The organism is Pantoea sp. Cy-640, assembly GCF_011752635.1.
GTDB lineage: Bacteria > Pseudomonadota > Gammaproteobacteria > Enterobacterales > Enterobacteriaceae > Pantoea > Pantoea dispersa.
This window is the reverse complement of sequence record NZ_VWXB01000002.1, coordinates 387,939-407,409: the sequence shown is the minus strand read 5'-3', so window position 1 is coordinate 407,409 and position 19,471 is coordinate 387,939. Positions and strand designations below refer to the sequence as shown.

Below are 19,471 nucleotides of genomic sequence, written 5' to 3'. Positions count from 1 at the left end.
GAAAAATCACGCTTAATCCGGGCGTTCCACGGCTCAGTCTCTGAATCCAGGGGGGCACCTGCCGGCTCGTGACTACTGAAAGAAATGTCCGCTCGTCGCGCAAATCGGACATTGACGCCTGGTATTAATTTAGAAACGAATCAGGATTACCGATAAGTCGCCGTGAAAAGCAGAGCTAAAGTGGTATAACGGCTTCCACGGTGTGCTGAAAAACGTATGGATCTGAAAGTAACTCAAATTGTTCGTCATCCGGATACGTCACTGCCACGTGATAGTTTTCTCCCGCGAAAGTCTTTACTGACTGCAGATCCTTCCAGTAAGTTGCCAGAAAGAAATGACTCCCAGTCACCCTGTGTTTCTCTGCGCACATAAGCGCCTATATTCCCGGCAGTGCTTCGTGAATGTTCCACACCTGTCTTCTCAAGGTGTTTCGCAAAATCTTCAGCGTGTTTAAGCGGAACACAACCGTGCCAGGTCCTTACAATCATTCGTTTTTCCTCTTAATGTGGCAAGGATGTCACCCTATCATCGCAAGCCACGTAACGGTGTAATTTCTGAAGGGCACGTTCTTTAATGCAAAATAAATTTATGACGACCGAAGCCTATTCACTGTTACCTGTAGGTCCGTTTTTCGCTCATCGAGGCATTCGTCGGTGGAGAAGTCCACTCTGTGCCGGCCCGTTATTTCTGCAGTCTGGCTGCGGCTTTCAGCGTCGCCTGTCGCCGCTTTTCAATAAATGGCGCAACCTGTTGCTGAGCTTTTTTCAGCTGTTCTTCAGATGAGGAGCGGGGCGAGCCACAGTCAAAGGGCGGGGCAGGGTCATATTCCATATGCAGCTGAATATTTTGCGCGATATCCGGTCCGAACATCTCTGAAACGACGCTGATTGCAAAATCGATACCTGAAGTCACACCGGCGCCCGTTATACGGTTGCGGTCGCGTACAACACGCTCATTTACTGGCTCTGCGCCCAATAGCGCCAGCTGATCCAGTGAAGCCCAATGCGTCGTCGCTTTATATCCCTGCAGAAGCCCGGCCGCGCCCAGCACAAGCGATCCGGTGCATACTGACGTTACCAGCTTCGCCTGTTTGCTTTGAGCCCGGATAAACGACAGGACTTCTTCATCCTCCATTAGGTTTATCTGCCCCGGCCCGCCGGGAATACATATGATATCCAGCGCGGGACATGCGTCGAACGTGGTGGTTGGCTGAATCGCCATCCCCCGGTCTGACACCACAAGGTCCAGATTTTTCCAGATGAGATGCACTTTCGTGTCTGGTGCCCGCGCAAAGACTTCAAACGGACCGGTCAGGTCAAGCTGCGTAAGCGCAGGGAACAGCAGCAGACCGATGGATGTAGATGCAGAATCACTCATAAATAATGCCTTCATTATGTGCCAGCAGCAGACATCGCTGCGGTAAGTTATGAATCACTGCAACAGATGATGCAGAGAAACCACCATCAGCAATAGTGGCATATTTTCCGGGCATCAATAGGTTTGTTTTATTCGCGAAAAATACCCGTGTTTGACTGACGGCGACAAGCCAAATGTCCATAAGCCTGAATGGCCGCGCGGGTATCGTCGACATCCAGTGAGTGAATAATCACCCGATCGGAATCTCATTTATTTCAGTATAAATTTTTAACCCGCGTTCTCTGCCAATCCGTATATCGTTATCGGCGCCGTGCGACGCGCCCGGCATACGTAAGACCGCGTCGCAATGTTGAATCAGCCGATGTGCAACCGGATAAAGATAAGCCTCACTGATTTCGTCACCGATTGCCTGTGAACCTGCGGCGGCGGCAAGAGGTAATGCCAGCCATTCTCCAATCACCGGCGTATGGCCTCTGTGATAAACCTGCAGAGCGGCTTCATCTAATTTTTGTATATTGGCGTGAATTAAGACCGGGTCTCCTTCGGTGCCGCTGCGCACAGGGCCGGCAATCAGGATCAGCATGGTTTTGGCTCCTCAAAATGGACATTCATGGCAACGTATTGCAGTAACATGATGGTTTTCGCATCCATAATTTCCCCGCTGCGAATTGCGCTCAGCGCCTGAGTCAAAGGCCATTCCAGTACTTCAATATCCTCGCCCTCATCGGCAAGGCCACCGCCTTTGCTCTGGCGATCGTCGTCAGCATATTCGGCGATGAAGAAATAGAGTTTCTCGGTAACCGAACCCGGACTCATAAACGCTTCCATGACTTTTTCAATATGCTGCACCCGGTAACCGGTTTCTTCTTCTGCCTCGGCGACAATGCGGGTTTCCGGCGAAGCGTTATCGAGCAGCCCGGCAGCCGCTTCAATCAAAAAACCGTGGTGACCATTAATGAAAACCGGCAAGCGAAACTGGCGGGTTAGCACCACGCTGCGCTTTTGGCGGTTATAGAGAAGCACGACGGCACCATTACCGCGGTCATACGCTTCACGCTGCTGCTCCTGCCACAAGCCGTCACGGCGCTGCAATTCAAAGGTGTATTTTTTCAGGGTGTACCAATTGTCGGACAACAGCTGCTCACGGATATTGCGTATTTTCTGCTGCATAGCTTGCCTCCTGAAGATGACAAAACAGACGCTATCATGCATAATCGTGCAAATTCAAGAAAAAACGTGAGCGGGTAATTATGCTATCGAGCCAGCGTAAACAACAGATTCTGAAGATTCTGGCGGCTGAAAATCAGGTGATGTCAGGTGAGCTCAGTCAGCGTTTTGGTATATCCGAGGACTCAATACGCCGCGATTTGCGGGAGCTGGCCGCTGAAGGGCTGTTACAGCGCGTGCACGGCGGCGCGCTGCCGGTGTCAGCCGCGCTGGCATCCTTCGAAAAACGCAAAAACGTGCAAATGAGTTCCAGGCAGAGTGTGGCGCAAAAGGCGGTGAAGCTGATTCAACCCGGGCAGGTGGTGATTATTGACGGCGGAACCACCACAGCAGAACTGGTGCAGTTACTGCCAGCAGACCTGGCTTTCACGGCGATCACCCACAGCCCCGGTATTGCGGTTGCGCTGGTGGATTTTCCGCGGGTAGAAGTGATAACCCTGGGCGGGCTGCTCTATCGCCACTCGGTGGTCGCGGTGGGATCGGCTGTTCATGAGGCAGCTGCGCGTATTAATGCTGATCTGTTTTTTATGGGCGTTACCGGCGTGCATAAAACCGCCGGCCTCACGACCGGCAACTATGAAGAGGCCGGCATAAAACGCGCGCTGGCGGGGAGAGCCGCCGAGACCGTTGTCATGGTGTCAAAAGAGAAACTCAATTCCGCCTCCGCCTTCGCGATTGGGGATCTGGATCTGGCCAGTACGCTGATTGTCGATGGCGAACCTGATAAAGAGCTGCGCCAGATTTTACAGCAGAAGCATGTCTCGCTGTTGTAGTGTGCAACGCTGCCTTTTTGGAGTAACTGCGAAACAGATCGGTTAGTGATCTTTAATGGCCGGCCGGGTAAAGCTATTGGTGTCCGCTGTATGTCAGAAGCGGACTTTAAAAGATACGCTTTGCTTTGTTATTCAACTAACTTATTTAAGACTACATTCGACCCATTAGTCAAATACCTACATTACTAACTGATCGTTATATCTAATACTTAGTGCAGGTCACCAGAGGTGATATGTCATTACAGTATCTTGAAATCGTGCCTCGCCTACTGCCGGACGTTCGCGCAGGCAGGAAGCGTCATACCATCCGATGGCGGGAATGTGAGATTGTGCCGGGCCCTATGCTTTACGTAAACGCGCAGGATGCCTATGACACCGTCATGATGTGTGTCACGCACGTTGAAAAAATGCCGCTTTTTGACGTTGCAGCCAGGCTTGGAAAAAGTGTGGAATGGCCGGATGCATTACTGCCAGAAGGGATGCGTGAGCACTACCCGCGCATAGAGATGGATTTCGAGGTTGCGGTCATACACCATTTACCGTCTACGTCGTAAGTTTATAGCCGGGAATTCGGTGGTTCGAGTGTAACCGTCACTCAAACCACATCGTTTTTTAGCAGCCACCTGCCTGTTTTGCCCCATAGGTTGCTTGATCAACAGTGTATTTGTCTCCGGCACTTGAGGAGAGTTGCTGAATGAGGCCTTTGCATGAGAAGCCCATCATGTTGAGATACTGCTTCGCAGATTTCACCGCCTCCTGGTTCCAGTCAATGTTCAGGCTGTCCACTGCTACCGTAGCGTCAGAAATCTCGTAACCATCTCCAGCATCGGATGAAAGTTGCTGAATAAGTCCGTTTCGTGAGAAACCCGCCATACTGAGATATTGCTTCGCAGATCTAACCGCATTATTTTGAGGCCCAGTCAAATCTCCCGCCCATGTGGGCGCTGCGACAAACAAAGCTGCAGTAAGTACTGTCTTCAAAAAGTCCATTTTTCACTCCATTAGTTTATCTGATTAAGCTTGTTGTTATTCGACGGCTTCGACATTTTGGGCATTAATCTGGCGATCCATATCCAATACAACTTGTCCATTCATGCTTTAAATCCAAATATTTAGCCCGTTAAATGGTCGTTGCCATTGAATACTCCGTTGATTCTAAGAAAATTTGCAAAATGCATTGTGATCATCGGCAAGATAGATATGAACTTGAGTCGATTAAGGAAAATAATGTTCAACGTATTAGAACCACTCAGCAGTCATAAGTGAGACGTCCGCTGCTCGCTCAAAGCTGACCTCGCAACGTTCAGGACACCCAGCACCAAAAGCGGAACTCACCTTCATCGCGCACAGTTGCCAGCAAATGCTGTGAAAAGCGTCATCGCCTGCTCAGGTGATGACGCTCACAATCTGTGCAAATAAAATTCAGGGCCGGGTTTGTACTGCGGTAAAAACAACGGCGCGTTTTGTCTATGTATCCTAATTGTTAAATAAATGATCTAAATTTGTTTCTAAAAATCCATCCAGGAGCTTCAGCAACCACTCCGAGAGTAAACAGAGATGTTAAATTAACTATAATTTAACATATTTAATCATTTAATTTAACATTTATGGGCTTTGCTCACATTTCCATCACATCTGCGCGAAAACCTATGTACCGGTAAGTTAATCTCTGAGCGTGAATTAAATAGCAATCGCCTGTTCCCTATATCAGAACCTCATCAGAAAGGTACCAAAATGAAATTTAACCTCGCATTAGTCAGTGCATGTGTGGTTTCAGCGTGCATGTTATTCACAACACCCTCATTCGCTGCCAAACCTTACGATATCGCCGTGGTGGCCAAAGTTACCGGTATTCCGTGGTTCACCCGCATGGAAGTCGGCGTAAAAGAAGCCGCGCAGAAACTGGATGTCAACGCCTATCAGGTTGGCGCCTCGACGCCCGATCCGGCGCAGCAGGTCAAGGTGATTGAAGATCTGATTGCCAAAAAAGTGGACGCCATCATTGTGGTGCCAAACGATGCCAAAGTACTGGAGCCGGTACTGAAAAAAGCGCGCGACCAGGGCATCGTGGTATTAACCCATGAATCGCCGGACCAGCAAATTGGTCAGTGGGATGTTGAAACCATCGACAGCCAGAAATATGCGGAAGCCAATATGGACGAGCTGGCAAAAGATATGGGTGGCAAAGGCGGTTATGCCATTTATGTCGGCTCTTTGACCGTGCCATTACATAATGCGTGGGCCAATGCAGCGATCAAATATCAGAAAGAAAAATACCCGGACATGCATGAAGTCACGTCACGCCTGCCGGTGGCTGAAAATATTGATAAATCATACTCCACCACGCTGGATTTAATGAAAACCTATCCTGATCTGAAAGGGATTATCGGTTTCGGCTCGCTCGGTCCGATCGGTGCCGGTCAGGCGGTTCAGCAGAAGCGGGCGAAAAACAAGATCGCGGTTGTCGGTATCGCTATGCCGGCTCAGGCTGCGCCATACCTGATGCGCGGTGACATCAAAAAAGTCCTGCTGTGGGATCCAAAAGATGCCGGTTACGCCCTGGTTTCGGTTGCCGATCAGCTGCTGCAGGGTAAAGAAGTCACTAAAGACCTGAGCATTGAAGGTCTGGGCAAAGCCGACGTCGATATGGATAAGAAAGTGATTCGCTTTAATAAAATTCTCGAAGTAACGCCAGAGAATGCGAAATCACTTGGCTTCTGATCAGAGTGTTTAACACCTTAATTTAACGGAGATAGATTATCTCCAGCGCCACACCAGGCAAATAGAAACAGATACAGCGTTGTATGTTGTGCTGTATCTGAACTTCTACTCAGAGATTGAAAACATATACCCTGAATAATTCGCGTCAGGCGCGGCGAAACTCAGTGAAATTCGATGAGATATAAATGATTCGGATAAGCGAGCATCGCCAATACCCGACTGGAAATAGGATGGGCAGGCTTAAGGATCTATGATGAATACGCTCAGCACGTCCCCCGCCAATGCTGAGGCCTTTATCAGCCTCGAAAAAATCAGTAAAAAGTTCCCCGGCGTATTAGCACTGGATAATGTCAGCCTGACACTGAATAAAGGTGAGGTGCATTGTCTGGCCGGGCAGAATGGCTGCGGAAAAAGCACCATAATTAAAGTCATTTCCGGGGTTTATCAACCGGAAAAGGGCGCGGCCATCACGCTGGACGGAAAACTCTTTCATACCCTGACGCCACAGCTGTCTTCTTATTACGGCATTCAGGTTATTTATCAGGATTTGTCGTTATTTCCCAATCTGTCAGTCGCTGAAAATATCGTTATTCACCGCTATTTACCGGGCGGTGATTTCTGGGTACATCGCGAGTCAATGCGCAAAAAAGCGCTGGCGGCGATGCAACGGGTCGGCGTTGCTCTGGATCCGGATCGTAAAGTTGAAAAGCTGTCGATCGCTGACCGCCAGTTAGTGGCAATATGCCGTGCCATCGCTGCTGATGCCAGTCTGGTGATTATGGATGAACCGACAGCGTCACTGACCCGCAGCGAGGTTAATGGTCTGCTGCGGGTGGTGAATGAACTCAAAGCCGCCGGTATCTGCGTGGTGTTCGTCAGTCACCGTCTTGATGAAGTGATGGAAGTGGCCGATCGTATCAGCGTGATGCGCGACGGCAAACTGGTCGGCACCTATCCGGCCAGTGAACTCGACAGCCATGAGCTGGCGTTCCTGATGACCGGGCAGCGTTTCACCTACAGCCATCTGCCGCACCGGGCACCCGCTGATGTGACGCCACTGCTGGAAATCAGCCAGCTGAGCCGCAAAGGTCAGTATCACAATATTTCGCTGTCGCTGCGCCAGGGAGAAATCACGTCGATTATCGGCCTGCTCGGTTCGGGCCGCACGGAACTCTGTCTGAGCCTGTTTGGCATGAGCCAGCCGGACAGCGGAGAGATCCGCATCAACGGCAAGGTGGTGAAATTCCACTCTAACCGCGACGCCATTCGTCACGGCATCGCCTATGTGTCGGAAGACCGGCTGACGCAGGGGCTCATCATGGATCAATCCATTTATGACAACACGCTGGTATCGATTTTCGACAAGCTGCATACCGGCGCCGGATTGATGGATCACCGCAAAGCCGCGGCGGTGGTTAAAGACCTGATCCGTGACCTGAACATTAAAGTTCCGGACAGCAGTTTACCGGTTAAGACGCTCTCCGGCGGCAATGCACAACGTATCGCCATCGCCAAATGGGTGGCGACGCGGCCCCATATCCTGATCCTCGATTCACCAACGGTAGGGGTGGATATAGCCAATAAAGAAGGCATTTACCGCATTGCCCGCGATCTGGCGGAATCCGGCATGGCGGTGCTGATGATTTGCGATGAAATCCCGGAAGCGTATTACAACAGCCATCGCGTGCTGGTGATGCGCAAAGGCGAACTGGTAGCGGAGTTCGCGCCGCACCAGAGCAGCGAAGCGCAGATTGCGGAGGTGATTAATGGGTAACAAATCGCTATCGAAACTGTTTACCCAGCACGAATTCTGGCTGGGATTACTGGTGCTGCTGCTGGTGGTGGGTCTGAGCGCCAGCAGCAGTGAATTTATGACGTTGGGTAACCTGACTGACGTCGCCACCAGCTATGCCATTCTGGGCATTCTGGCCTGTGGTCTGTTTGTGGTGCTGATTGCCGGCGGCATCGACATCTCCTTTCCCGCCGTCACCTCCATCGGTCAGTACGTGATGGCGAGCTACATCATTCATCACGGCGGCAGCTTTCCGCTGGCGTTTGCCATGTCGATGGGAATCGGGTTGCTGCTCGGCCTGGTCAACGGTTTTCTGGTGTACTGGCTGCGCGTGCCGGCCATCATTATCACCATCGCGACGCTCAACCTGTTTTACGGTTTGCTGGTGTATCTGACTAACGGTACCTGGTTGTACGGTTTCCCCGACTGGTTTATGAACGGGATCAGCTGGTTCTCCTTCACCGCCGCCGACGGTTACGACTATGGCCTGACCCTGCCGCTGCTTTGCCTGCTGGGGGTGATCATCGTTACCGGCGTCCTGATGAATTGCACCCGCGTGGGCCGCCAGATTTACGCCATGGGCAGCAACCGTGACGCCGCATCGCGTCTTGGTCTGAACATCCTGCGACTGCATTTTTACGTTTACGGTTTTATGGGATTGCTGGCGGGTATTGCTGCCGTGGTACAGGCGCAAATTACCCAGTCGGTGGCACCTAATTCCCTGCTCGGTTATGAACTGACGGTGCTGGCGGCGGTGGTATTAGGCGGCACCAGCATGACCGGCGGGCGCGGCTCGCTAACCGGCACCATTCTGGGCGTGATGCTGCTGGCCTTCCTGCAAAATGGCATGACTCTGCTGAGCATTTCATCTTACTGGCATCAGGTGTTCAGCGGCGCGATTATTCTTGTCAGCATTAGCAGCACCGCGTGGAACGAAAAACGCAAACTGGCGAAGGGGATGTGACATGACCACCTTAAACCGATTCTTCCCCGGCGACCGCATCATCCGTTTGCAGTTGCTGATCATTGTGGCCGTTGCCGTGCTGTTCTCCTTTACGCTGGGTGGCAGCTTTTACAGCGTCGGCAATTTCCAGTCGATCTCCTCGCAGTTACCGATTCTGGGCATGCTGGCGCTGGGGATGGGCATTACCATGCTGACCGGCGGGATCAACCTTTCGATCATTGCCGGTGCCAACGCGTGTTCGCTGGTGATGGCGGCGATTCTGGTGGCGCATCCGAACCAGCCGGAATATGTCGCGCTGGCGCTGCTTGCGGGTCTGGGTGTGGCGCTGGTGATTGGGGTGCTCAATGGCGCGCTGATCGCCTTTATCGGGGTTTCACCAATTCTGGCGACGCTCGGCACCATGACGCTGATCGCCGGGCTGAATATTCTGCTGACCAACGGCGCGGTCATTTCCGGCTTCCCGCCGGTGATTCAGTACCTCAGCAACGGCAGTCTGCTGGGTATTCCGGTCGCCCTGGTGTTATTCCTGCTGGTGGCGCTGCTGCTGTGGGTGTTTCTGGAACACACTACGCTCGGCCGCAGCCTGTATCTGATGGGTTCCAGCGAGCAGGCGACGCGGTTCAGTGGGGTCAACACGCATAAAGTCACCATCGCGGTGTACGTGCTTTCAGCTCTGCTGGGGTGGGGCGCGGCACTGCTGATGATGTCCAAATTTAACTCGGCACAGGCTGGCTACGGCGACTCCTATTTACTGGTGACCATTCTGGCCTCGGTGCTTGGCGGTATTAACCCTGACGGCGGTTTTGGCCGGGTGATTGGGCTGGTGCTGGCGCTCATCGTGCTGCAAATGCTGGAAAGCGGCCTGAACCTGATGGGCGTCAGTAGTTACCTGACCATGGCGCTGTGGGGTTGTGTCCTGATCCTGTTTATCGCTCTGCAAAACAGAAAATCATAAGCGAAAGCTTTTCAAGAAAGGAAAGAACATGGCGAGTTATTTTATTGGCGTCGACGTAGGAACCGGCAGCGCCCGCGCGGGCGTCTTCGACATGACTGGCCGTATGCTCGGCCAGGCCAGCCGGGAGATCACGCTCTACCGCCCGAAAGCTGATTTTGTTGAGCAATCCTCTGATGAGATCTGGCAGTCCGTGTGTAACGCGATTAAAGACGTGGTCAGTCAGGCGGATATCAACCCGATTCAGGTGAAAGGCATCGGTTTTGACGCCACCTGTTCGCTGGTGGTGCTGGATAAAGAAGGCAAACCGCTGACCGTGAGCCCGACCGGGCGCAGTGAGCAGAACATTATTGTCTGGATGGATCATCGCGCTATCACGCAGGCAGAACGCATCAATGCCACCGGCCATCGCGTGCTGGAGTTTGTTGGCGGGATTATCTCGCCGGAAATGCAGACCCCCAAACTGCTGTGGCTGAAACAGCACATGCCGACCACCTGGAGCAACGTCGGGCATCTGTTCGACCTGCCGGATTTCCTCACCTGGCGCGCCACCCAGGATACCACGCGATCGCTGTGCTCAACCGTCTGCAAATGGACCTATATCGGCCATGAAGACCGCTGGGATCCGAGCTATTTCCGCCAGATTGGCCTGGAGGATTTACTGGAAAACAACGCGGCAAAGATCGGCAGTGAAGTGAAAACCATGGGTGAGCCGCTGGGGCATGGCCTGACGCAGCGCGCCGCCGCAGAGATGGGGTTAATGGCGGGCACGGCGGTCAGCGTTTCGATTATTGATGCGCACGCCGGCAGCCTCGGTATTCTCGGTGCCAGCGGCGCATCCGGCGAATCAGCGGATTTTGACAACCGCATCGCGCTGATTGGCGGCACGTCTACGGCCCATATGGCGATGTCGCGCAGCGCGCGCTATATCGGTGGCATCTGGGGGCCGTACTATTCGGCGATTTTGCCGGATTACTGGCTGAACGAAGGCGGACAATCCACCACCGGCGCGCTGATTGACCATGTGATTCAGTCGCATCCGTGTTATCAGGATCTGCTTAAGCAGGGTAAAGACAGCGGCAAAACAATTTATGAAGTGCTCAACGGCATACTGCGCAAGATGGCGGGTGAACCCGAGAATATTGCCTTCCTGACCAAAGACATTCATATGCTGCCGTATTTCCACGGCAACCGCTCACCGCGTGCCAATCCGACCCTGACCGGCACGCTGACTGGCCTGAAACTGTCACGCACGCCGGAAGACATGGCGCTGCATTATCTCGCCACCATTCAGGCGCTGGCGCTTGGCACTCGCCACATTATTGAGACCATGAACCAGAGTGGTTACTGCATTGATACCATTATGGCCAGCGGGGGCGGCACCAAAAATCCCATCTTTGTCCAGGAGCACTCCAACGCGACGGGCTGCGCGATGCTGTTGCCGGAAGAGAGTGAAGCCATGTTGCTCGGCAGCGCCATGATGGGCACCGTGGCGGCGGGTGCGTACGACTCTTTACCCGAAGCGATGGCCGCCATGAGCCGCATCGGTAAGACCATCACGCCGCAGACCAACAAAATAAAAGAGTATTACGACCGTAAATACCGCGTATTCCATGAGATGTACCACGACAGCATGAAATACCGGCAGCTGATGCAGGGAAAAACTGAATAAATCCGGAAGAAGCAGGGCTGTAATCACAGGCCTGTGGCGGAAGCGGCGGTTGCGGTTATTTTTGCCCATCCGCCTGAATCACCCTTTTCGCCACAATCCGCATTTCCACCAGGGCATTCTCCGGAATGAACTCTGATACGCCGATGGCAGACCATGCCGGGTAGGGGGCTTTGATATACACATCTTTGACCTTAGAAAATACCCCGATGTGTTTTTTAAGATCGATATGAAAGGTGGTCATCTCCAGTATATGTTCATAGTCCAGTCCGGCAGCGTTTAAATACACACCCAGCTTATAAAACGCATCATGGAATTGTTCTTCAGGGTGGGTACTTATCGGTTTGTCTTTCCGCGCTGCCGTCACACCGGAAAGATACAGGGTGCCATCGGCTTCGATAACGGGAGAGAAGTGCCAGTCATGGTAATAGTGCTGAAATTCTTCAGGAATGATCGATTTTTTCATGGTTTTTTCTCTGATTGATGACCTGGGCAATGGCCGCCTGTTTAAAACCCTATGCCTGGCGAACTGCCCGATCGGGTACTCTTAACATAAAACGGCGCAGAAGATCCGCAGCAGGTCGGTGTTATCGCCTTTTTTATTTTTCCGCAGGTGATACCGCTGAGCGAAATCGGGTTATTGTCATCGCTTACCCCGCTTAAGATCAGGCCGGACACAGTGTGGCAGACGGTGCCGGACGACTGAAGGAGACGACGATGCACCGGGTAGGTTTACTGATTTCCGATTATTTCCAGGTTCTGGGATTATCCACGCTGAGCATTTTTGAGTTTGCCAATCAGGTAAACGGCGAACCGTTTTACCACTGCACGGTTTATTCTGAGCGCGGTGGCACGGTGCAGTCCTCTTCCGGCTTCGGCGTGGACAGCCAGCCGATTCATGCAGAGATGGAAATGGATACCTGGCTGGTCGCAGGCGTAATGACGCCGCTGGAGCTGCCGGCCACAGCGGGCATCGTTGATTTTCTTCAGGTGCACGCGCCCCGTGCCCGACGGGTGGCCGGGATCTGTACCGGCGCATTCGTGCTGGGGCAGGCTGGTCTGTTATCGGAGCGCCGCGCCACTACGCACTGGGTACATGCCCAGAGTCTGCAACTGCTGCACCCGACGACGCGGATAGAAGAAGACCGCATCTTTATTATTGACGATCACATCTGGACCTCGGCGGGACTCACCGCCGGGCTGGATATGGCGCTGGGAATGGTGGAGAAAGATCTCGGTGCCGAAGTGGCGCGCAGCGTGGCACACCTGCTGGTCATGCATCACCGCCGCTCCGGCGGACAGACGCAGCACTCTGAGATGCTGATGCTCTCTCCGCGCAGCGACCGGCTGCAGTCGGCGCTGGAATATGCGCGCAACAATCTCAACAAAGCGCTGACCATCGAAGACCTTGCGGATGCGGTTCACCTCAGCGCGCGGCAGCTCAGCCGCCTGTTCCGTTCTGAGACGGGCAAGTCCCCGGCCAAAGCCATTGAGGGATTACGACTGGAAAACGCCCGCTTGCTGATCGAGCAGAGCAGGCTGCCGATGGAGGTGATAGCCCGTGAATCCGGCTTCCGCGATCGCCGCCATATGCGGGAAGTGTTCATTCGCGGTTACGGCATCCCGCCGCAGTCGCTGCGCACCGGTAAAGCCTGACGCGGGCTGTCCCGCCTAAACGCCTTCTGATCACGATGGCCGGAATCCCGGTCATCATGTTGTCCGAAATCACGACCTTTCTCGTCAGCCGCGCCGGTGCGCGACTGCGTACTATGAATTCACCAACCCGATAACTGACAAGGTGAATATCATGACGCAGCAGACACACACCAACCGCGGCACTGCCGTTGTCACCGGTGCCTCTACCGGTATGGGCGCACTGTACGCCGGCCGCCTGGCACGCATGGGCTATGACCTGATCATCGTGGCCCGCAATCACAACCGCCTGAACCAGCTGGCTGAACACATCACCACCGACAGCGGCCGCAGCGTGGAAGTCACCACCGCGGACCTGGCCGATGCCGCACAGCTGAACGCGCTGGAAGAGAAGCTGCGTCAAGACGCGAGCATTACGCTTCTGGTGAATAACGCCGGCATCGGCACCCATACCCCATTGCTGGACAGCGACGTGGCGCAGATGAACGCCATGATTAACCTCAACGTCATCGCGCTGACCCGCCTGACCTATGCGCTGGTGCCAGGCATGGTGGCGCGCGGACGCGGCGCCATCATCAACATCGCCTCGATCGTCAGCATTGCGCCTGAGCTGCTGAACGGTGTTTACGGCGGCAGCAAGGCTTACGTGCTGGCGTTCAGTCAGTCGCTGCACCATGAACTGGCCAGTAAGGGGATTCAGGTGCAGGCCGTACTGCCTGGCGCTACCGCGACGCCGTTCTGGGATAACGGCGGTCTGCCGGTTGACCAGCTTGACCCGAACATCGTCATGAGCGCGCAGGAGATGGTTGATGCGGCGCTCACCGGCTTCGCCCGCGGCGAGCTCATTACCATTCCGTCCCTGCAGGACGAAGCGCTCTGGACCCGCTATGAGCAGGCGCGCCAGGCCATGATGCCGCACCTCGGCAGCGACGCGCCGGCTGAACGCTATCGGCCCGTCTCTGTGCACTGAATGCCCCCTTATTCAGAATCGCAATCCCGATGCACCGACACCATCGAAGCGATTGTCGACCGCGTGCTGCCGGTGCGCGATAACCCGGGCGCGAACGAGCATACGCTGGTGAATCAGTTCAACCAGTCTGTGGCGGATAACCCGATTCCTGTTCAGTAAACATTTCAGGGGCACCGCCCCTGAAGTTTATGCCGGAGAGAAATAATGAACGCTGCCATCACCTCTTCCCAGCGCCGCGCGCTGCGTGCGCTGAGTATTGCCTACTTCGTACAGGCTACCGGTGCGCTGTCTGTCGCTGGCAGTCTGCCGGCCATCTCAGCAGCCTGGCAGCTGACTGATGCGCAGAGCGCGCGCTTACTAAGTGTTTTCGGACTCACCTTCGCGCTGGCGGCTCCGCTGGTACAGGTGCTGTTTGGTCACCTGCGCCGTCGCCGGCTGGTGCTCACCGGCATTGCACTGTTTAGCCTGGGCGCCTTCGCGTTTGTGCTGTCGCCGGGCTACAACGTACTGCTCGCCTCACGCATCCTGATGGGGGCCGGCGCCGGGTTCATCGGTCCGGTGCTGGTTGCGCTGGGCTCCGAACTGGTCCATGAACAGCAGCGCGGCCGGGCCATTGGCATGGTACTGCTCGGGGTATCGATGGCAAGCCTTGCCGGTATTCCGCTCGCCGCCTGGGTAGCCAGCCTGTGGGGCGCGAAAGCCCTGTTTGTGCTGGTCGGATTGCTAAGTCTGCTGAGCGGGCTGAACATTTTGCTGACGGTGCCGGATGACAGTGCCGGGACGCGCATCCGCCTACGTGAGATGGCCGGCGTGCTTTTACGGGCTGATCGGCATGTCGGTGGCCTTTATTCTGCTGGCGATGCTCAGTCTGCAGCTGTCAGAAAAGCGCAGGCAACCGGTAAACATCGCTGAGTGCGGTCAGCGTCAGGCCTGAATCGGTGGACGCCTCTTACCCGGTGCCGCGAAGCGAATGCTGGCCTGGCACGCTCTGCGTATTAAATGTGTGACGTCAGCGGGGAAGGGGACCGGCTGGCTGCGGACAGGCTTTTGCAGAACGTCCGGTATGCGATCCTGGCAGGCCGATGACGATGATAACTCTGGGAAACAATCTCCCGTTGACACCTTAAAATGCCCATTGTATAAAAGCCCGCTTCGTTAATGAGTTTCATTTGCATTAAAGCGGCGCGGGCTTCTCAAAACAATATCAATGGGGATAGGGGTTAATGAAAAAGGTCATCTGCACGTTATGTTTGGTGTTTGCATCGGTTAGTTCTGCGCTGGCCACCACCTATCCTCTCACGATTGAAAACTGCGGCTATAAAGAGACCTTCACCAAACCGCCTGAGCGCGTGGTGGCGCTGGGGCAAAATACCGCAGAAATTTTGCTGCTGCTCGGCCTGCAGGATAAGGTCATCGCCAGCGCGTTCTGGCCAACTAAAGTGTTGCCACAGCTGGCTGAACAGAATGCAAAAATCAAAACGCTGACGGTAGAAATCCCCACCCTCGAATCCGTGCTGGCGCAAAATCCGGACTTCGTTCCTGCCCAGACGCCGCTGCTGCTGGGACCCGAGAGCAAGGTGGCAAAACGCGAAGATTTGATCGCCCTTGGCGTGAACAGTTATGTGTCGCCAGGAATGTGCGCCACCAAAAAAGCCGCAGGGGATATGTATGGCAGCCGCCAGCAGCTGTGGAATATGACGTACCTGTATCAGGAGATTCAGGACTTCGCCAAAATTTTCAACGTGGAAGATCGTGGCCAGGCGGTGATTGCCGATTTCAAAAAACGTGAAGCGGCACTGCGTCAGGAGTTTGGTAGCAGCAAAAAAGATCTCTCGTTTGTGTTCTGGTTCTCAAGCTCGTCACCGTCTGCAGATGCCTATGTGGGCGGTAAAAACAGTCCATCCGGATTCATCGCCAGCGTGCTGGGCGGGCACAATGCCATCACGTCAGAGACCGAATGGCCGACGGTCAGCTGGGAGAGCATCATTGCTGCCAATCCGGATGTGATCGTGGTCTCCAGTCTCGATCGCAATCGCTGGGCGCTGGATAAAGCCGAAGAGAAAATCAAATTCCTGAAAAGCGATCCTGCCGTCAGCCAGCTGGATGCGGTAAAAAAAGGCCACATCGTGGTGATGGATGGCCAGGCCATGAACCCGACCATCCGCACTATCTACGGAGCCGAACAGGTGGGTGAGCAAATGAGAAAACTGGAACTGAACTGATGACCATCGCTGTTGTTCAGGCGCGACAGGGGCTATTCCTGACCGCCTCGCTGGTGGCTGCCGTCGCGTTATTATTGCTGGTGATTGCGACCGGTGTCAGCGTCGGAGAACTGTCGATCCCGCTAAAAAGCGTCTTTTATGCCATCAGTAATAAAATGGGGCTCACGCACGTTCCCCTGAGCCGCATCTACGAAAGTGTGATTTGGGACTTTCGCCTGAGCCGGGCGCTGGTGGCGGCATGCTGTGGCGCCGGATTGGCGATTTGCGGTGCCGTTTTGCAAAGCCTGCTGAAGAATGCGCTGGCTGAGCCTTATGTGCTCGGTGTCTCTGCCGGTGCCTCCACCGGGGCGGTTTCTGTCGTGGTGTTGGGCATCGGCAGCGGGGCCGTCTCGCTGTCGGCGGGTGCCTTTGCCGGCGCCTTCACCGCCTTTGCCTTTGTCGCTTTTCTGACTAAAGGGGCACGCGGCGGTAATGAACGCACCATCCTGGCCGGCGTTGCGGCTTCCCAGCTGTTTAATGCCATCACCGCTTACACCATCAGCACCTCTGCCAGTGCGCAGCAGGCGCGCGATGTGATGTTCTGGTTGCTGGGCAGCTTCAGTGGCGTGCGCTGGCCGGAACTCCAGCTGGTGCTGGTGGTGGTGACCATCGGACTGGCCATTTGCCTCTACTATTCCCGGGCGCTGGATGCGTTCACCTTTGGTGACGATGCGGCTGCCTCGCTGGGTATTGCAGTGCCTCAGGTGCGCCTTGCACTCTTTATCACCACCGCGCTTATCACCGCCACCATCGTCAGCATGGCCGGTTCGATTGGTTTTATTGGCCTGGTGGTGCCGCATGTCATGCGTTTCTTCTTTGGTCCGCTGCATCGCACGTTACTGATTGCCAGCGCACTGGCCGGTGCCATTCTGATGGTGCTGGCAGATATCGCGTCGCGCCTGCTGATTGCCCCGCAAAGCCTGCCGGTAGGCGTGGTGACCGCGCTGGTTGGCGTACCATTCTTTGCGGTGATTATCTGGCGTTCGGGGAATAAATAATGAGTATCTCCGCTGACAACATTAGCTGGAAAGTCGGAAAAAAGGTCATCGTCGATAACGTATCGCTGCACATTTCCCGTGGTGAAACTGTCGGGCTAATCGGTCCAAACGGCTGCGGTAAATCTTCCCTCCTGCGCATCCTCGCCGGTCTGCGGCGCCCGGATGCCGGCTGTGTGACGCTGGACGGGCAAAATATCGCCCGCATCGCCCGCAAACAGCTTGGTCGCCGGGTGGCATTCGTCGAGCAGCACGGCATGACTGACGCCAATATGCGTGTGCGCGATGTGGTGAAACTGGGGCGCATTCCGCATCATTCGCCATTCTCCAACTGGAGCGCGCACGATGACGAGACCGTGACGGCCGCTCTGCAGCGCGTGGATATGCTGGAGAAAAGTGAGCAGGGATGGCTGAGTCTTTCCGGTGGCGAACGTCAGCGTGTGCACATTGCCCGCGCACTGGCGCAAACGCCGAGCGAAATTCTGCTGGACGAACCGACCAACCATCTGGATATCCATCACCAGATGCAATTAATGCAGCTGATCAGCGAGTTACCGGTTACCAGCATTGTCGCCATTCACGATCTCAACCACGCATCGATGTTCTGTGATTCGCTGATCGTGATGCAGAACGGTCAAATCATCGCAACCGGCACGCCGCAGGATATCCTGACCGAGGCGCTGCTTTGGCAGGTATTCCGGGTGAAAACTAAAATTGAGATCTCCCGCTTTCATGGCAAGAAGCACATTCATTTCATTCTTTAGGGTCAGGTAGCATGCTTCCGTTTTCGCTGCGTCCTGTCTCTACCCTGCGCCCGGGCGTTTTGCTGGGCAGCCAGTTTGTTTTCAACATTGGCTTTTACGCGGTCGTTCCCTTTCTGGCGATATTCTTACGCGATGATATGTTGCTCTCCGGCGGCGTTATCGGGCTGATTCTGGGATTACGCACGTTCTCCCAGCAGGGGATGTTTCTGCTGGGCGGTGCGCTCTCTGACCGGTACGGCGCAAAGATCATTATCCTGTGTGGCTGTCTGGTCCGGATTACGGGTTATCTGTTGCTGGCGCTGGGGCAATCGCTGTGGCCGATCATTCTGGGTGCCTGTCTGACGGGCATCGGCGGTGCGCTGTTTTCCCCGTCAATTGAAGCGCTGCTGGCCAAAGCGGGAACGCAAAGCGAGACGCAAGGAAAGCGCGGCCGCGCGGAGTGGTTTGCGCTGTTTGCGGTGTGCGGCGAACTCGGTGCCGTACTGGGCCCGGTGGCTGGCGCACTGCTGACCGGATTCGGTTTCCGCCAGGTGGCGCTGGCAGGGGCCGCAATCTTTGTCATCGCGCTGATGGTGCTGTACTTTTTTCTCCCTGCTACAGGTAACAGCAAACAGGCGCTGAAAATTGTCTCCTGGTGGATGACCTTCCGCCAGCCGCGTTTTGTTGCTTTCATCGTGGCTTATAGCTCGTGGCTTTTGAGCTACAACCAGCTGTATCTGGCGTTGCCAGTGGAGATTCGGCGAGCAGGCGGCAGCGAGAAAGATCTCGGCCCGCTCTTTATGCTGGCCTCGGTGTTGATCATCGCTTTTCAGCTGCCGCTGGCGCGCTTTGCACGACGCGTGGGAACGGTAAAAGTTTTACCGGTGGGTTTTTTGCTGCTCTCCGCCGCGTTTGCCAGCGTGGCCCTGTTCGCGTCGACAACCCCGCCTGACGGCTGGCTGCGATTGATCCCTGCGGTGTGTCTGGTGACGTTTTTAACATTCGGCCAGATGCTGCTGGTGCCGTCGGCCAAGGATTTGATTCCCCGTTTTGCCGACCCCGCGACGCTGGGTGCACATTACGGCGCCCTTGCCACTGCCGGCGGCTTCGCGGTGCTGGCCGGCAATTTAATGTTTGGACCGCTGCTGGACAATGCGCTTGTCCCTTCAACGCAGGCTATTTATCCCTGGCTGCTGCTGGCGTTGTTTCCCCTGTGCAGCGCCGTTGCCATGACCGTGATTTGTCGCCCGCTGCGCAGCGCGCCGTTCGGGAAACCTGAATAACCGTTGCTGCCATTCGGGTTATAACGGCGCGGTGCAGTAGCATGACGTGCACAACGCGGGCAGGGCAGGTTGCGCAGGCTCTCATCGACAA

20 protein-coding genes and 1 pseudogene are annotated in these 19,471 nt (G+C 54.9%); 15 read left to right on the top strand and 6 right to left on the bottom strand.

The features are described from left to right. Window positions 1-175: 175 nt before the first annotated feature. The 4 genes and pseudogenes from F3J36_RS07390 to F3J36_RS07375 all read right to left on the bottom strand — a co-directional run bounded on the left by F3J36_RS07390 (window position 176) and on the right by F3J36_RS07375 (window position 2,547). Window positions 176-488 (bottom strand): annotated as a pseudogene (locus F3J36_RS07390) (hypothetical protein). Window positions 489-681: 193 nt separating this feature from the next. Then, on the bottom strand, window positions 682-1,377 hold the full coding sequence (locus tag F3J36_RS07385; RefSeq protein ID WP_166719342.1) for a DJ-1/PfpI family protein: 696 nt from the start codon (window positions 1,375-1,377) through the stop codon (window positions 682-684). A 229-nt stretch (window positions 1,378-1,606) separates the two neighbouring features. After that, entirely contained in the window at window positions 1,607-1,960 is a 354-nt protein-coding gene (locus F3J36_RS07380; RefSeq protein ID WP_166719341.1) for an NUDIX hydrolase, read from the bottom strand. After that, a complete protein-coding gene (locus tag F3J36_RS07375) occupies window positions 1,954-2,547 on the bottom strand; it encodes an NUDIX domain-containing protein (protein WP_088517482.1) in 594 nt (197 codons plus the stop codon). The genes F3J36_RS07380 and F3J36_RS07375 overlap by 7 nt, the downstream gene beginning before the upstream one ends. A gap of 80 nt (window positions 2,548-2,627) precedes the next feature. Here F3J36_RS07375 and F3J36_RS07370 point away from each other — a divergent pair, with 80 nt between their 5' ends. Together F3J36_RS07370 and F3J36_RS07365 are read left to right on the top strand one after the other, a co-directional pair. Continuing rightward, window positions 2,628-3,377 carry a DeoR/GlpR family DNA-binding transcription regulator gene (locus F3J36_RS07370; protein WP_166719340.1) on the top strand — a complete coding sequence of 250 codons (750 nt, stop codon included), beginning with the start codon at window positions 2,628-2,630 and terminating at the stop codon, window positions 3,375-3,377. A 233-nt stretch (window positions 3,378-3,610) separates the two neighbouring features. Beyond that, on the top strand, window positions 3,611-3,931 hold the full coding sequence (locus F3J36_RS07365; RefSeq protein ID WP_166719339.1) for a hypothetical protein: 321 nt from the start codon (window positions 3,611-3,613) through the stop codon (window positions 3,929-3,931). Between the two features lie 58 nt (window positions 3,932-3,989). Here F3J36_RS07365 and F3J36_RS07360 read toward each other — a convergent pair whose 3' ends face one another. Continuing rightward, window positions 3,990-4,367 (bottom strand): Ltp family lipoprotein, encoded by a 378-nt coding sequence (locus F3J36_RS07360; protein WP_166719338.1) that lies wholly within the window; start codon window positions 4,365-4,367, stop codon window positions 3,990-3,992. A gap of 744 nt (window positions 4,368-5,111) precedes the next feature. Between F3J36_RS07360 and F3J36_RS07355 the strand changes: the two genes are divergently transcribed. The 5 genes from F3J36_RS07355 to F3J36_RS07335 all read left to right on the top strand — a co-directional run bounded on the left by F3J36_RS07355 (window position 5,112) and on the right by F3J36_RS07335 (window position 11,478). Then, on the top strand, window positions 5,112-6,098 hold the full coding sequence (locus F3J36_RS07355; RefSeq protein WP_031279943.1) for an autoinducer 2 ABC transporter substrate-binding protein: 987 nt from the start codon (window positions 5,112-5,114) through the stop codon (window positions 6,096-6,098). A 253-nt stretch (window positions 6,099-6,351) separates the two neighbouring features. After that, window positions 6,352-7,872, top strand: coding sequence for a sugar ABC transporter ATP-binding protein (locus F3J36_RS07350; RefSeq protein ID WP_088517486.1), 1,521 nt, complete (start codon window positions 6,352-6,354; stop codon window positions 7,870-7,872). Then, window positions 7,865-8,854, top strand: coding sequence for an ABC transporter permease (locus F3J36_RS07345; RefSeq protein ID WP_166719337.1), 990 nt, complete (start codon window positions 7,865-7,867; stop codon window positions 8,852-8,854). The genes F3J36_RS07350 and F3J36_RS07345 overlap by 8 nt, the downstream gene beginning before the upstream one ends. Before the next feature lies 1 nt (window position 8,855). Beyond that, window positions 8,856-9,809, top strand: coding sequence for an ABC transporter permease (locus tag F3J36_RS07340; protein WP_058758909.1), 954 nt, complete (start codon window positions 8,856-8,858; stop codon window positions 9,807-9,809). Between the two features lie 28 nt (window positions 9,810-9,837). Then, entirely contained in the window at window positions 9,838-11,478 is a 1,641-nt protein-coding gene (locus F3J36_RS07335; RefSeq protein WP_058776185.1) for an FGGY-family carbohydrate kinase, read from the top strand. 55 nt (window positions 11,479-11,533) lie between these two features. Here the strand turns inward: F3J36_RS07335 and F3J36_RS07330 are convergent, their stop codons facing one another. Further along, entirely contained in the window at window positions 11,534-11,941 is a 408-nt protein-coding gene (locus F3J36_RS07330) for a Rid family hydrolase (RefSeq protein WP_166719336.1), read from the bottom strand. A 251-nt stretch (window positions 11,942-12,192) separates the two neighbouring features. On the opposite strand from F3J36_RS07330, the gene F3J36_RS07325 reads away from it, so the two are divergent. The 8 genes from F3J36_RS07325 to F3J36_RS07290 all read left to right on the top strand — a co-directional run bounded on the left by F3J36_RS07325 (window position 12,193) and on the right by F3J36_RS07290 (window position 19,380). Continuing rightward, window positions 12,193-13,131 carry a GlxA family transcriptional regulator gene (locus F3J36_RS07325; RefSeq protein WP_058776186.1) on the top strand — a complete coding sequence of 313 codons (939 nt, stop codon included), beginning with the start codon at window positions 12,193-12,195 and terminating at the stop codon, window positions 13,129-13,131. 151 nt (window positions 13,132-13,282) lie between these two features. Next, window positions 13,283-14,098 (top strand): SDR family oxidoreductase, encoded by an 816-nt coding sequence (locus tag F3J36_RS07320; RefSeq protein ID WP_166719335.1) that lies wholly within the window; start codon window positions 13,283-13,285, stop codon window positions 14,096-14,098. Continuing rightward, window positions 14,099-14,257 (top strand): hypothetical protein, encoded by a 159-nt coding sequence (locus F3J36_RS07315; protein WP_247653150.1) that lies wholly within the window; start codon window positions 14,099-14,101, stop codon window positions 14,255-14,257. It abuts the gene before it with no gap. 45 nt (window positions 14,258-14,302) lie between these two features. Further along, window positions 14,303-15,010 carry an MFS transporter gene (locus F3J36_RS07310; RefSeq protein ID WP_166719334.1) on the top strand — a complete coding sequence of 236 codons (708 nt, stop codon included), beginning with the start codon at window positions 14,303-14,305 and terminating at the stop codon, window positions 15,008-15,010. A 311-nt stretch (window positions 15,011-15,321) separates the two neighbouring features. After that, a complete protein-coding gene (locus F3J36_RS07305; protein ID WP_166719333.1) occupies window positions 15,322-16,320 on the top strand; it encodes an ABC transporter substrate-binding protein in 999 nt (332 codons plus the stop codon). Then, window positions 16,320-17,357, top strand: a complete 1,038-nt coding sequence (locus F3J36_RS07300) for an iron ABC transporter permease (RefSeq protein ID WP_021508765.1) — start codon at window positions 16,320-16,322, stop codon at window positions 17,355-17,357. Before F3J36_RS07305 ends, F3J36_RS07300 begins: the two co-directional genes overlap by 1 nt. After that, entirely contained in the window at window positions 17,357-18,118 is a 762-nt protein-coding gene (locus F3J36_RS07295; protein WP_166710652.1) for an ABC transporter ATP-binding protein, read from the top strand. Before F3J36_RS07300 ends, F3J36_RS07295 begins: the two co-directional genes overlap by 1 nt. 11 nt (window positions 18,119-18,129) lie before the next feature. Further along, on the top strand, window positions 18,130-19,380 hold the full coding sequence (locus F3J36_RS07290; protein ID WP_166719332.1) for an MFS transporter: 1,251 nt from the start codon (window positions 18,130-18,132) through the stop codon (window positions 19,378-19,380). The last annotated feature ends 91 nt before the right edge of the window (window positions 19,381-19,471 follow it).

Coding starts and splice junctions, on each gene's coding strand:
- F3J36_RS07345 (WP_166719337.1), top strand. CDS start 7,865: ATGGGTAACAAATCGCTATCGAAACTGTTTACCCAGCACGAATTCTGG.
- F3J36_RS07350 (WP_088517486.1), top strand. CDS start 6,352: ATGAATACGCTCAGCACGTCCCCCGCCAATGCTGAGGCCTTTATCAGC.
- F3J36_RS07315 (WP_247653150.1), top strand. CDS start 14,099: ATGCCCCCTTATTCAGAATCGCAATCCCGATGCACCGACACCATCGAA.
- F3J36_RS07360 (WP_166719338.1), bottom strand. CDS start 4,367: ATGGACTTTTTGAAGACAGTACTTACTGCAGCTTTGTTTGTCGCAGCG.
- F3J36_RS07375 (WP_088517482.1), bottom strand. CDS start 2,547: ATGCAGCAGAAAATACGCAATATCCGTGAGCAGCTGTTGTCCGACAAT.
- F3J36_RS07365 (WP_166719339.1), top strand. CDS start 3,611: ATGTCATTACAGTATCTTGAAATCGTGCCTCGCCTACTGCCGGACGTT.
- F3J36_RS07305 (WP_166719333.1), top strand. CDS start 15,322: ATGAAAAAGGTCATCTGCACGTTATGTTTGGTGTTTGCATCGGTTAGT.
- F3J36_RS07370 (WP_166719340.1), top strand. CDS start 2,628: ATGCTATCGAGCCAGCGTAAACAACAGATTCTGAAGATTCTGGCGGCT.
- F3J36_RS07340 (WP_058758909.1), top strand. CDS start 8,856: ATGACCACCTTAAACCGATTCTTCCCCGGCGACCGCATCATCCGTTTG.
- F3J36_RS07290 (WP_166719332.1), top strand. CDS start 18,130: ATGCTTCCGTTTTCGCTGCGTCCTGTCTCTACCCTGCGCCCGGGCGTT.
- F3J36_RS07295 (WP_166710652.1), top strand. CDS start 17,357: ATGAGTATCTCCGCTGACAACATTAGCTGGAAAGTCGGAAAAAAGGTC.
- F3J36_RS07320 (WP_166719335.1), top strand. CDS start 13,283: ATGACGCAGCAGACACACACCAACCGCGGCACTGCCGTTGTCACCGGT.
- F3J36_RS07335 (WP_058776185.1), top strand. CDS start 9,838: ATGGCGAGTTATTTTATTGGCGTCGACGTAGGAACCGGCAGCGCCCGC.
- F3J36_RS07330 (WP_166719336.1), bottom strand. CDS start 11,941: ATGAAAAAATCGATCATTCCTGAAGAATTTCAGCACTATTACCATGAC.
- F3J36_RS07300 (WP_021508765.1), top strand. CDS start 16,320: ATGACCATCGCTGTTGTTCAGGCGCGACAGGGGCTATTCCTGACCGCC.
- F3J36_RS07380 (WP_166719341.1), bottom strand. CDS start 1,960: ATGCTGATCCTGATTGCCGGCCCTGTGCGCAGCGGCACCGAAGGAGAC.
- F3J36_RS07325 (WP_058776186.1), top strand. CDS start 12,193: ATGCACCGGGTAGGTTTACTGATTTCCGATTATTTCCAGGTTCTGGGA.
- F3J36_RS07385 (WP_166719342.1), bottom strand. CDS start 1,377: ATGAGTGATTCTGCATCTACATCCATCGGTCTGCTGCTGTTCCCTGCG.
- F3J36_RS07310 (WP_166719334.1), top strand. CDS start 14,303: ATGAACGCTGCCATCACCTCTTCCCAGCGCCGCGCGCTGCGTGCGCTG.
- F3J36_RS07355 (WP_031279943.1), top strand. CDS start 5,112: ATGAAATTTAACCTCGCATTAGTCAGTGCATGTGTGGTTTCAGCGTGC.